Origin of the sequence: Ruegeria conchae (assembly GCF_000192475.1) — a bacterium.
GTDB classification, from domain to species: Bacteria; Pseudomonadota; Alphaproteobacteria; order Rhodobacterales; family Rhodobacteraceae; genus Ruegeria; species Ruegeria conchae.
Map to the genome: position 1 here is coordinate 275,102 of NZ_AEYW01000018.1, position 12,436 is coordinate 287,537.

The 12,436-nt window shown below is 58.3% G+C and carries 9 protein-coding genes; 6 read left to right on the forward strand and 3 right to left on the reverse strand.

Going from position 1 to position 12,436, the window contains the following annotated elements; genetic code table 11:
• The first annotated feature begins 45 nt into the window (after positions 1 to 45).
• Both G7G_RS0117825 and G7G_RS0117830 read left to right on the forward strand, forming a co-directional pair.
• Positions 46 to 510, forward strand: a complete 465-nt coding sequence (locus G7G_RS0117825) for a (2Fe-2S)-binding protein (RefSeq protein ID WP_010442813.1) — start codon at positions 46 to 48, stop codon at positions 508 to 510.
• 3 nt (positions 511 to 513) lie between these two features.
• Positions 514 to 2,754: a xanthine dehydrogenase family protein molybdopterin-binding subunit gene (locus G7G_RS0117830; RefSeq protein ID WP_010442814.1), complete on the forward strand. Its 2,241-nt coding sequence runs from the start codon at positions 514 to 516 to the stop codon at positions 2,752 to 2,754.
• Between the two features lie 39 nt (positions 2,755 to 2,793).
• On the opposite strand, the gene G7G_RS0117835 is transcribed toward G7G_RS0117830, so the two are convergent.
• The 3 genes from G7G_RS0117835 to G7G_RS0117845 form a co-directional block, all read right to left on the reverse strand.
• Positions 2,794 to 3,573 (reverse strand): gamma-glutamyl-gamma-aminobutyrate hydrolase family protein, encoded by a 780-nt coding sequence (locus tag G7G_RS0117835; protein ID WP_029622151.1) that lies wholly within the window; start codon positions 3,571 to 3,573, stop codon positions 2,794 to 2,796.
• Between the two features lie 135 nt (positions 3,574 to 3,708).
• Positions 3,709 to 4,134, reverse strand: coding sequence for a GlcG/HbpS family heme-binding protein (locus tag G7G_RS0117840; RefSeq protein ID WP_010442816.1), 426 nt, complete (start codon positions 4,132 to 4,134; stop codon positions 3,709 to 3,711).
• Positions 4,135 to 4,215: 81 nt separating this feature from the next.
• Positions 4,216 to 6,351, reverse strand: coding sequence for a malate synthase G (locus G7G_RS0117845; protein WP_010442817.1), 2,136 nt, complete (start codon positions 6,349 to 6,351; stop codon positions 4,216 to 4,218).
• Positions 6,352 to 6,556: 205 nt separating this feature from the next.
• Between G7G_RS0117845 and pepN the strand changes: the two genes are divergently transcribed.
• The 4 genes from pepN to gatB all read left to right on the forward strand — a co-directional run.
• Positions 6,557 to 9,109, forward strand: coding sequence for an aminopeptidase N (gene pepN, locus G7G_RS0117850; RefSeq protein ID WP_010442818.1), 2,553 nt, complete (start codon positions 6,557 to 6,559; stop codon positions 9,107 to 9,109).
• 38 nt (positions 9,110 to 9,147) lie between these two features.
• Positions 9,148 to 9,534 (forward strand): hypothetical protein, encoded by a 387-nt coding sequence (locus G7G_RS0117855; RefSeq protein WP_238528827.1) that lies wholly within the window; start codon positions 9,148 to 9,150, stop codon positions 9,532 to 9,534.
• A gap of 126 nt (positions 9,535 to 9,660) precedes the next feature.
• Positions 9,661 to 10,914, forward strand: a complete 1,254-nt coding sequence (locus G7G_RS0117860; protein ID WP_010442820.1) for a hypothetical protein — start codon at positions 9,661 to 9,663, stop codon at positions 10,912 to 10,914.
• A gap of 67 nt (positions 10,915 to 10,981) precedes the next feature.
• Positions 10,982 to 12,436, forward strand: a 1,455-nt coding sequence (gene gatB / locus G7G_RS0117865) for an Asp-tRNA(Asn)/Glu-tRNA(Gln) amidotransferase subunit GatB (protein WP_010442821.1), incomplete at its 3' end; no start/stop codon positions are given.

Genomic DNA, 12,436 nt, shown 5'->3' on the forward strand with positions numbered 1-12,436 from the left:
CCATTAAATATGTCAGGAACCAGCCAAAGCTAAGAGAGGTGCGCCATGGCGACGGCCCTAAAGATCAACGGAAAGACCCATCAGGTTGATCTGCCTGATGATGTGCCCTTGCTGTGGGTGCTGCGAGATGAGGTTGGACTGACCGGCACTAAGTTCGGTTGCGGCGTGGCCGCCTGCGGTGCCTGCACAGTTCATATTGATGGTGAGGCCGTGCGGTCCTGCCAGGTGTCACTTTCGGATGTTTGGGGAGATGTCACCACGGTCGAAGGGCTTGGTACGCCTGACGCCATGGCAACGATCCAGAAGGCCTGGGCTGATCACCAAGTGGCCCAATGCGGCTATTGCCAGTCGGGCCAGGTCATGCAGGCCGCAGCCCTTCTGGCCGAAAACCCGGCCCCATCGGACGCTGAAATCGACGACGCCATGCAGGGCAACCTATGCCGCTGCGGCACCTATCCTCGCATCCGCGCCGCCATCAACGACGCCGCATCCAAACTGAAGGAGGCCTGATTCATGGCAAGCATCGGAAAAATCCTGCGCCGCACCTTCCTGATCGGATCAGCCGCCATTGTCGGTGGCGTGGCCTTTGGCGCCTATTATGTCACTCGTCCTGCCGCGAATCCGCTGAAGCCGCGTGAAGGTGAAACCGCGCTCAGCCCCTTTGTTCTGATCGACCAGCAGGGCGTGACCCTGTTCGCGCCGCGTGCTGAGATGGGTCAGGGCGTGATGACCACCTGGGCGGCGCTGATCGCCGAAGAATTGGATGTCGAACTGGACGATATCCGCGTGCTGCACGGTCCTGCTGCTGCGGCCTATTACAACCACGCCCTCATGGGGGAAAGCCTGCCAAACAAAGGCTATGACGTCTCGGATTTCCAGCACAATTTGGGTGAGGCACTGGGCGTTTTGGGCCGAACACTCAGCCTGCAGGTCACCGGTGGGTCGACATCGATGAAAGACGGATTCGAACGGATGCGGATGGCTGGAGCCACCGCGCGCGAGACGTTGAAACAGGCCGCTGCGGACCAGTTGGGCGTTGATCGCGACCAACTCAAGACCGAAAATGGCGCTGTGATCGCACCGGACGGCACGCGCATTCCCTACACCGAACTAGCCGAGGCCGCAGGCCAGATCGAGCCGCCCGAGGTCACCCTGCGCGATCCGTCAGAGTGGCGTTTGATCGGCAAATCCCTCCCGCGCGTTGATATTCCGGGAAAGTCTACTGGCACCGCAACCTTTGGTATCGACGTACGGCCTGAGGGGTTGAAATTCGCCTCGGTCCGCATGAACCCCAAGCTGGGCGGCACGATGAACGGCTTCGACGCCAGCGCGGCCGAAACCATGCCCGGGGTCGAAAAAATCGTTGATCTGGGCACGGGCGTTGCTGTGATAGCCAACAACACATGGCTTGCGATGCAGGCGGTCGAGGCGATCGACGTAGATTGGGGCGACGCCCCCTATCCTCCCGAAACCGATGCATTGTTTGAACAGATCGCCAAAGCGTTTGATGACGCTTCGAACTCGACCATGCGTGATGATGGAGATGTAGATGTTCTGCCCGAAGGGGCCACCGAAATCACGGCGGACTACACTGTTCCTTATCTGGCCCACGCCACGATGGAACCAATGAACGCCACCGCGCTCTATACCGGCAGCAAGCTGGACCTGTGGTGCGGCAATCAGGCCCCGACGCTGATCCAGATGCGGGTGGCCAACACCGCCGGGCTTGAGACCGAGGCAGTTGAGATTCACACCACTTATCTGGGTGGAGGCTTCGGCCGCCGGGGCGAGCTGGATTTCGGCGAGATCGCAACCAAAGTCGCCATGGCGATGCCCGGCACCCCGGTTCAGACCACCTGGAGCCGTGAAGAGGATATGCGCCACGATTACTACCGTCCAGGTGCCATGGCCCGAATGCGTGGTGCGGTGAAGGACGGCAAAGCCGTTCTGATCGACGGCAAGGTCGCCTCCCAATCCCCAACCCAGCAAGCCGTGAAGCGATATACCGGCTTTTCCGGCGGGGGACCCGACAAAGTCCTTGTCGAAGGTTTCTTCAACCAACCTTACGCCGTTCCGAATTATCGCATGAGCGGCCACATCGCTGATCTGGCCGTACCGGTTGGGTTCTGGCGATCGGTCGGCAACAGCCACAATGGTTTCTTTCACGAGACCTTTTTGGACGAGATGGCCCATGCCGCCGGGCGTGATCCGCTGGACTTTCGGATTGAACTGACCAAGACCGAATTCGCCCCAGCTGCGGGATGTCTTGAAGCCGTCAAGGAGATGTCAGGTTGGACCGGCAAGACCCCAAATGGTGTCGGACGTGGCGTGGCGATGACTTACAGCTTTGGGACCCCGGTCGCACAGGTGATCGAGGTGGTGGACGAGGATGGTACCATCCGAATCCGCAAAGCCTGGATCGCCTGCGATGTGGGCCTCGCGCTTGATCCGGCAACAGTTGAGGCGCAGATGATTGGCGGCATGATCTATGGCCTTTCGGCTGCGACCTCAGGCGAGATCACCTTCTCGGATGGTGAAGTCGAACAACTGAACTTCCCGGACTATGACGGGCTTCGGATGCACAACACTCCAGTAACAGAAGTCCGGATACTCGAAACCCAGAAACATCTGGGTGGTGTCGGTGAGCCGGGTACTCCGCCCTCGATGCCCGCTTTGGGGAACGCATTGTTTGATCTGACCGGAGAGCGCGCGCGCAGCCTGCCGCTGAACAAACAGTTCAACTTGATGGTCTAAGAACGATTTGGTCCGGCGCCGCGTCGGGCCAATTCACCTTCAGGCCGTGCGCTGGAAACGAGCCGCTTCATTCCCTTCCGCCCAAGCGTGTACAGCGCGTCCGAACGCCTGGAACAGCGGCCGCGAGACCGGGTCATTCGCCGCATCCCACTCTGGATGCCACTGGACCGACAGGGTAAATCCGGGCGCATCCTTGACATAAATCGCCTCGGGTGTTCCATCAGGGGCGTGGCCGTCAATCACCACATTCTCGCCCAATGTTTTGATCCCCTGCCCGTGCAGTGTATTGGTCATCACCTCAGCCGCACCCAACAAGCGGTGGAAAACTCCACCTTCGGTCATCTTCACGACGTGCCGCAAGGCAAACTTTTCCTCCAACGTGCCATCGGGTGGCATTCGGTGGTTCTGGCGCCCAGGAAGATCGCGAATTTCGGGATAAAGCGTGCCACCCAAGGCGACGTTCACTTCCTGAAACCCTCGGCAGATCCCAAAAAACGGCTGCCCCCGCTCGGCACAAGCCCGGACCAGAGGCAGCGTGATCGCATCCCGCGCGCGGTCGAACTCACCATGCGCTTCGGTTGCGGGCTCGCCATATTCCTCAGGATGAACATTGGGGCGCCCGCCTGTCAGCAAAAAACCGTCGCAAACCTCTAGCAATTCGTCGACCGATACATAGCGCGGATCAGCAGGTATTAGCAGAGGCAGACAATCCGATACGTTGGACACCGCATCAGAATTCATCGTCCCGCCCGCATGCGTCGGGTACTGATCATTCATCAAGTAAGAGTTGCCGATAATTCCAACAACGGGGCGCGCCATTCCAAGTCCTTTGTTTCGCAGGTATTCTGCAAAACCTATCGGCAGCCCGAGCCGCGCGCAACGACACAGACCCTGCATGGCAGCGCAAGCGCGTGTTCAGCCGCGCACATCACCTGTAAAATCGAACCGAGGGTTTTAGATCTCGCCCACGAGCCCGGCACCCTCGATGCCAACGAGCGCGGCTTGGGCGTCATTGTCGGACGTATCGCCAGTGACACCCACGGCACCAATCACTGCACCCTTGCGGTCACGCACCAGAACTCCGCCTGGGACTGGTACAACCTGACCGCCGTAAACCCCGTTCACCGCCGCCATGAAATAGGCCTGCCCTTCGGCGCGCTGCATCTGCGCAGTACCCGCCATGCCCAGCATCACCGATCCGTATGCTTTGCCATGCGCAATTGCAAACCGCCCCGGCGCGGCACCGTCTTCGCGTTCAAAAGCGATCACGTGACCGCCCGCATCCAGAACCACAACCGAGAGGGGCTTCAGCTCCATCTCACGCCCTTTTTCCAGCGCTTTTCGAATGATGGTCCGCGCTTTGCGCAATGAAATAACCATGCCCGATCCCTTTCATCTGGCCCAAAATATCCTCGGGGGAGCGCGAGGGGGCAGACGGCCCCCTCGTTCCCGCCCCTACCCTTAGCGCAAGCTTGCCTTCAGTTCTAACCGGCGCGCGTGCAGCACCGGTTCAGTATATCCTGAGGGCTGCACTCGCCCACGGAATACCAGATCACACGCCGCCTGAAAGGCGATCCCGTCAAAACCCGGCGTCATCGGCTTGTAGGACGGATCATCCGCATTCTGCCGATCCACTACAGCAGCCATTTTCTGCAGCGCTGCCATCACCTGCTCCTGACTGATCAGATCATGATGCAACCAGTTCGCCAACGCCTGAGACGAAATCCGGCAGGTCGCGCGGTCTTCCATCAGACCAATGTCGTTGCTATCCGGCACTTTCGAGCAGCCGACGCCTTGATCAACCCAGCGCACAACATAACCCAATATGCCCTGAGCATTGTTCTCGATCTCACGGGTAATCTCCTCAGCGCTGAGATTGCGACCACCCAACAGTGGCACCGTCAACAGATCATCCAGCGTCCCCCGAGCAGCGCCAGCGGCTAACTCGTCCTGACGCGCCAGCACATCGACCTTGTGGTAATGCGTTGCGTGCAAGGTTGCGGCAGTGGGCGAAGGCACCCAGGCGCAGGTTGCGCCCGCTTGAGGGTGACCGATCTTGGCCGCCAGCATATCCTCCATTCGATCCGGCATTGCCCACATGCCTTTTCCGATCTGTGCCTTACCCTTGAGGCCACAGGCCAATCCGATATCGACGTTGCGATCCTCGTAGGACGCAATCCAAGGCGTCTCCTTGATATCGCCCTTGGGCAGCATCGGACCCGCCTCCATCGAGGTGTGAATTTCATCCCCTGTGCGATCAAGAAAGCCGGTATTGATGAATGCCACGCGTGATTTCGCGGCGCGGATGCATTCCTTGAGGTTGGCCGAGGTGCGACGTTCCTCATCCATGATGCCAAGCTTTACGGTATTCCGTGGCAGGCCCAGAATGTCTTCGACCATGTCGAAAATCTCGACCGCGAACGCGACCTCTTCGGGTCCGTGCATCTTGGGTTTGACCACATAGACTGAGCCGGTGACCGAGTTGCCGCCCTCACGCTGCAGATCATGCATGGCGATCATCGTGGTGCAAAGCCCATCCATCAGGCCCTCACCGATCTCATTACCATTAGCATCCAGAACGGCGGGGTTGGTCATGAGATGCCCAACATTTCGCACCAGCATCAGCGAGCGCCCTTTCAACGAGGCCGGCGCGCCATCGGGTGCTGAATAGACTAGATCCCCCGCAAGTTTGCGGGTGAAAGTCGCACCGCCTTTTGTGACCTCCTCGGTCAGGTCGCCAGCCATCAAGCCCAGCCAGTTTCCATAGGCCTGCACCTTGTCGGTTGCATCGACACAGGCAACCGAATCCTCACAATCCATGATCGTCGAAAGCGCGGACTCCAAACGCACATCAGCAATGCCCGCCGGATCGGTTGCTCCGATTGCGCTTAGCGCATCAACCTTGATCTGGATATGCAGTCCGTTGTTGCGGAGCAGGACAAATTCCGGGTTCTCGGCTGCGCCACCATATCCTGCGAACTGAGACGCATCGGCCAGGGTCGGCATCAGCGCCCCGTACTGAACGCTCAGTCCTGACACATCCGACCAGGAACCGACGGCCAACGGCACCGCCTGATCCAAAAAGGCCTTGGCCCAGCTGACGACCCGTGCGCCACGTTCTGCGTCATAGCCTTTGCCAGCAGGCAGATCGCCCAACGCATCTGTACCATAAAGCGCATCATACAGACTGCCCCAACGGGCATTCGCCGCGTTCAGCGCAAAGCGTGCATTGGTGATCGGCACAACCAACTGCGGGCCTGGTGTCAGAGCGATTTCGGGATCGACATTGGCGGTTTCGATTTCGAAATCCTCGCCTTCATCAACCAGATACCCAATCTCACGCAGAAAAGACTGGTACTCGCCAGCATTGATGGGCAGGCCGCGCCGCGCCGCATGCCAACCGTCGATGCGCCCCTGAATGTCAGTACGCTTTTCCAACAGCGCGCGATTCCTCGGTCCCAGCTCATTCACCAAACGCTCCAGACCCGACCAGAACTGATCAGCCGTGACCTTTGTGCCCGGCAGTGCCTTCTGTTCGATGAAGTCCACCAGAACCGGGTCGATCTGCAGTCCGCTGCGGATCTCTCTGCTGCTCATGTTCCGAATCCCCTACGATTGTGTGCCATTGTATGCGCCCATCAATTAGGTGGTTTGTTTCCGATAGGCAACTTGTGCCCATAGGTTCAGTTTTTATGACCAAACACGAAACTGTTTCAAATCTATCTGGACAATTGCCCATTGGTTGCAGCGCCAGCGCGAAGCCCCTAACGTCACGCCAGATTCCCAGATGATGAGGCCCCCGATGCGCGACGCCGCCCCCACCACGATCTATCTGAAAGACTACACCCCGTTTGGTTACCTGGTGGACAGCGTGCATCTGACTTTTGATCTGGCACCCAATGCCACGCGCGTGACCTCTCGGATAAAATTCCGTCCGAATCCCGAAGCTACGGACCGCACATTCTTTCTGCACGGGGAAGAACTGAACCTGATCCGAGCTGCGATTGATGGCGAAGTGATTACGCCCGAGATCACTGCGGAAGGCCTCACCGCCACAGTTCCTGACGCACCTTTCATCTGGGAGGCCGTGGTCGAGATTGATCCCGCTAACAACACCGCGCTTGAAGGTCTCTACATGTCGAATGGCATGTACTGCACCCAATGCGAGGCCGAAGGCTTTCGCAAGATCACCTATTACCCTGACCGCCCGGATGTGATGTCCACCTTTACAGTGCGCATCAACGGAGACCTGCCGGTGCTGCTGTCCAACGGCAACCCCTCGGACAAAGGGGAAGGTTGGGCGGAATGGGTCGATCCGTGGCCCAAACCCGCCTATCTGTTCGCGCTCGTCGCCGGGGAGCTGATTGCCCACCCTGGCCAGTTCACCACCAAATCTGGTCGCGACGTTGAATTGAACCTCTGGGTTCGTCCCGGAGATGAAGGCAAAAGCGCCTTTGGCATGGAAGCGTTGAAGAAATCCATGAAATGGGACGAGGATGTCTATGGCCGCGAATACGATTTGGACGTGTTCAACATCGTGGCGGTCGACGATTTCAACATGGGCGCGATGGAGAATAAGGGGCTGAACATCTTCAACTCCTCCGCCGTTCTGGCAAGCCCAGAAACCTCGACCGATGCGAATTTCGAACGGATCGAGGCGATTATCGCGCATGAGTATTTCCACAACTGGACCGGCAACCGCATCACCTGCCGTGACTGGTTCCAGCTGTGTCTGAAAGAGGGGCTGACAGTGTTCCGCGACGCGCAGTTCACCTCGGACATGCGCTCGGCCCCGGTAAAACGTATTCACGACGCCATCGACCTGCGCGCGCGACAGTTCCCCGAGGACAACGGGCCTTTGTCGCACCCGGTTCGGCCCGAGAGTTTTCAGGAAATCAACAACTTCTACACCTCAACCATATATGAGAAAGGCGCTGAGGTAATCGGTATGCTGAAATGCCTAGTGGGTGACGAGGCCTACTCAGAGGCGCTGGATCTCTATTTCGACCGCCATGATGGACAGGCCTGCACGATCGAGGACTGGCTGCAAGTGTTCGAAGAGACCACTGGTCGGGATCTGAGCCAGTTCAAGCGCTGGTACAATCAATCGGGAACGCCAAGGGTCTCGGTCGCTGAGGATTGGGCCGATGGCACCTACACCCTGACTCTGAGCCAACGCACCGAACCGACGCCGGGACAGGAGGACAAGCAGCCTCAGGTCATTCCTGTCGCCGTGGGTCTGCTCGGCCCGAACGGCGATGAGGTACGCGTAACCAAAGTGTTGGAACTGACCGAAGCCGAACAGACCTTTAAGTTCACCGGTCTCGCCGCGAAACCTGTGCCTTCGATCTTGCGGGGTTTCTCGGCTCCGGTGATCCTGGAACACGATTCAACGAATGCAGAACGCGCATTCCTACTTGCCCATGACATCGACCCGTTCAACCGCTGGCAAGCTGGAAGGTCGCTGGCCGAAGACACCCTTCTGCGCATGATCACCGAGGAAGCAACACCAGAGGCCGACTACCTCGACGGTTTGCTGTCAGTCCTTCGCGATGAAACGCTGGACCCTGCTTACCGGGCGCTCATGTTGGGTCTGCCAACGCAATCAGAACTGGCTGCGGCGCTGCATGACAAGGGTATCACCCCCGATCCAATGGCGATCTGGAGGGCGGCTGAAACCTTGCGTCAAGCCACGGCTCAACACGTACAAGACCTGCTGCCCCGGCTTCACAGTGAAACGCTGGTGGATGCGCCATACCAACCGGACGCTGAACAATCTGGAAAGCGCGCCTTGGGTAGCGCGGCGCTGGCCCTGACCTCGCGCCTGGATGGAGGCATCAAGGCGGCCGAAGAGTATGCACACGCCAACAACATGACCCAGCAACTCACCTCTTTGTCCTGTCTGCTGCGCGCGGGTAAAGGTGAGGCTGAATTGGCCGCATTCTATGATCAATGGCAACATGATCGGTTGGTGATGGACAAATGGTTCGCCCTGCAGGTTTCGATGGCTGGTCCGGAAACTACGGTCGAAACCGCGAGCAAACTGACTGAGCACCCGGATTTCAATTGGAAAAACCCCAACCGCTTCCGAGCGTTGATGGGATCTCTGGTCGGAAACCATGCGGGGTTCCATCAAACCGATGGCGCAGGTTATGCATTGCTGGCAGACTGGTTGATCCGACTCGACCCGGTGAACCCGCAAACCACCGCCCGGATGTGCAGCGCGTTCCAGACCTGGAAACGCTATGACGCGAACCGTCAGGCCCTGATCCGAAAACAACTGAACCGCATCGCCGAAACTCCAGGCCTGTCTCGCGACTCAACCGAAATGGTCTCGCGCATCCTGGGCGCATGACCGCCTTCACATTCACACGACAGAACCGAAATCCGCGCATGGTTTTGATTCTAATTGGCATCTATGCGGTTCTGACCGGGCTGATCGTCTTGTTCGATGCGGTCTGGTGGCTGATAGGCCTGCTGGCCCTGACCACTCTGCCCGCGCTTCGGGATGTACTCCAAGATACCAGCGCGGGGATGGAACTGTCCGATGGCAACTTACGCTGGCATACAGGTCAGCGTCGGGGCACGCTGGATCTTTCTACAGTGGATCGTTTTCGGTTCGACACGCGATGGGACTTTTCGGTGCGGGTCTCTGTGATACTGAAATCCGAAAAACGACTGCGTCTGCCAGATGAATCACTTCCTCCGCACAAACAGCTTGAAGAGGTTCTGCAACGGGCGGGAATCGCCGTTGAACGCCATCATTTTAGAGTATTTTGAAACGATTCATCGAATCTGAACACGATTGGTGCCTGAAATACCGGTTTGAGGTAGTGTCTCTTTGAATTGAGCACAATTTTTGGCAAACTGAACGCGTTACTAGTTTGTTCAAGTTCGAGTTCTGCCATGTTTTGGTCTATCAAGCCTTTTGCCGCCCGTTTTTTCGGTTCCTCCCCTTCAACGCCCCTGCCTGCGTCAGTCGCTGATGCCACCGCCTGGCTTGTCGCATCGGGCCAATTGAATGTCCCTATCGTCGAAACGGACGAACAGGATGCAAACGGACATCAGGTGATTGAACGCGGTCGCTATCTGGCGCGGCAGGATATGTGGGCCGAACTTTCGCAAGAGATGCGCGCTGCGGATCAGGCACGCAAATCCACGCCCTGCGGACAGCCCATAGCAGACCTGTTGGCCTTTGGCGCCCGTTCAGATGTCGTGCTGGCTGTCGAGCACGCGCTGTCAGATGGCAAGGCGATGTCAGACTACGATCTGCTGGGTGGAATTTTCGAGCTTGAAGGCGAGATCCAAAACCATCCCAACGATCCGATGATCACGCTGGTCGTTGCACTGGCCCATATTGATCTTGCCTGGGCATGGCGCGGCGATGCGCATCCAGAGGCGCTGCCGTCATTGCATCAATCTCGCTGTGCGGCGCATTTCGACCGTGCGGCAGCATTGCTGCCACTTTGCCGTTCTGCAATGCCAGACAGCCCTGCGATTGCCGCAGCCGATTGCGCTTTGCTGGCAGGTCACGTCGATCCGCGCACCCGTGTGGCAGATAAGTATGAACACTTGATCACTCTAGACATTCAGAACCATCGCCATATGCGCGCGATGGGCAGCCACCTGCTGCCGCGCTGGTTCGGGAGCTATGAAGAGCTTGAAGTTCAAGCATTGCGCAACGCGGCGCGGACCCAGAAAACATGGGGCGCAGGCGGATACACCTGGGTACAGTTCGACGCCATCGCATTGGATGACGAGGCCTGCGCACGGGTGGATGTGGAGTATTTCCTTGAGGGTCTGCGGGATATCGTAGCGCGTCGCCCGGATCAGCAAACTATCAACTTGCTCGCGGCCTATTGCGCGATCACCCAGCAGAACCGAATGGGGCAAAACCCTCAGGCGGATATCGCCCGCAAACAGATTTGTGAGGCTGCCAATTGGCTGATCCGCGATCACCTGACCGAACTGCACCCTCTGATTTGGGCCCATGCAGCAAACGGGTTCAACAATAGCCTTCGCGTCAACTCATCCGAGCGATTTGCTGCACGCGGTCGCCGCGATGCGCTAAAGGCCATCGCAAACCTGCTGCGCGAGGAACTGCGCAGCGGGCAGAGTGTGACGTTCACTCCGTCCGGGCTGCAATTCTCAGGGAACTAACCCCTTGCTCCTTTGGCGCGCCGGGCCTAATACGCAGGCTTAGACTTCTGCGGAAATGAGGCGCGCCATGCTCGACCTGACATACGAAATGCCCAAACCCAAAACCATTGCCGGGGCCAAGCACGATTGGGAACTGGTGATCGGAATGGAGGTGCATGCTCAGGTCTCGTCCAACGCCAAACTGTTCTCGGGGGCGTCGACCCAATTCGGGGCCGAGCCGAATTCGAATGTGGCCTTCGTGGACGCCGCGATGCCCGGCATGCTACCGGTGATCAACGAGTATTGCGTTGAACAGGCGGTGCGCACCGGGCTGGGTTTGAAAGCGGATATCAACCTGAAATCGGCCTTTGACCGCAAGAACTATTTCTATCCTGACCTGCCGCAGGGCTACCAGATTTCCCAACTTTATCAGCCTATTGTGGGCGAAGGTGAAGTGCTGGTCGAGATGGGCGACGGCACCGCGCGCATGGTTCGGATCGAGCGCATCCACATGGAGCAGGACGCGGGCAAATCGATCCACGACATGGATCCGCATATGTCCTTTGTCGACCTGAACCGGACCGGTGTCTGCCTGATGGAGATCGTTTCGCGTCCGGATATTCGCGGGCCGGAAGAGGCGGCGGCTTACATCGCCAAGTTGCGTCAGATCATGCGCTATCTGGGCACCTGCGACGGTAACATGCAGAACGGCAACCTGCGGGCGGACGTGAACGTCTCGATCTGTTTGCCGGGTGCGTATGAGAAGTATCAGGAAACACAGGACTTTTCGCATCTGGGCACGCGCTGCGAGATCAAGAACATGAACTCGATGCGCTTTATCCAGCAAGCGATTGAGGTCGAAGCACGTCGTCAAATCGCAATCGTCGAAGGCGGCGGCACGATTGATCAGGAAACGCGCCTGTATGATCCGGATAAGGGCGAGACACGCTCGATGCGGTCTAAGGAAGAAGCGCATGACTATCGCTACTTCCCTGACCCCGATCTGCTGCCGCTGGAGATCGAACAAGCGTGGGTCGACGACATCGCTGCCAAGCTGCCCGAGCTGCCAGACGACAAAAAAGCGCGATTTATCAGCGAGTTCAGCCTGACCGACTACGACGCTTCGGTCTTGACCGCCGAGGTAGAATCAGCGGCTTATTTCGAAGAGGTCGCCAAGGGGCGCAGCGGCAAGCTGGCTGCAAACTGGGTGATCAACGAGCTGTTTGGCCGGTTGAAGAAAGAAGACCATGACATCACCGAGTCTCCGGTTTCTCCCGCTCAGTTGGCGGGAATCATTGATCTGATTTCGTCGGACGCCATCTCGGGCAAGATCGCCAAGGACCTGTTTGAGATTGTCTATACCGAAGGCGGTGACCCAGCACAGATCGTCGAAGAGCGCGGTATGAAGCAGGTGACCGATACCGGTGCGATCGAGGCCGCTTTGGATGAGATCATCGCCGCCAATCCGGCACAGGTTGAGAAAGCCAAGGTGAACCCGAAACTGGCGGGCTGGTTCGTCGGTCAGGTGATGAAGGCCACCGGC

What these genes read in the sequence shown, in the direction of transcription:
- G7G_RS0117825 (WP_010442813.1), top strand. Translation starts at nt 46, where the DNA reads ATGGCGACGGCCCTAAAGATCAACGGAAAGACCCATCAGGTTGATCTG.
- G7G_RS0117830 (WP_010442814.1), top strand. Translation starts at nt 514, where the DNA reads ATGGCAAGCATCGGAAAAATCCTGCGCCGCACCTTCCTGATCGGATCA.
- G7G_RS0117835 (WP_029622151.1), bottom strand. Translation starts at nt 3,573, where the DNA reads ATGGCGCGCCCCGTTGTTGGAATTATCGGCAACTCTTACTTGATGAAT.
- G7G_RS0117840 (WP_010442816.1), bottom strand. Translation starts at nt 4,134, where the DNA reads ATGGTTATTTCATTGCGCAAAGCGCGGACCATCATTCGAAAAGCGCTG.
- G7G_RS0117845 (WP_010442817.1), bottom strand. Translation starts at nt 6,351, where the DNA reads ATGAGCAGCAGAGAGATCCGCAGCGGACTGCAGATCGACCCGGTTCTG.
- pepN (WP_010442818.1), top strand. Translation starts at nt 6,557, where the DNA reads ATGCGCGACGCCGCCCCCACCACGATCTATCTGAAAGACTACACCCCG.
- G7G_RS0117855 (WP_238528827.1), top strand. Translation starts at nt 9,148, where the DNA reads ATGGTTTTGATTCTAATTGGCATCTATGCGGTTCTGACCGGGCTGATC.
- G7G_RS0117860 (WP_010442820.1), top strand. Translation starts at nt 9,661, where the DNA reads ATGTTTTGGTCTATCAAGCCTTTTGCCGCCCGTTTTTTCGGTTCCTCC.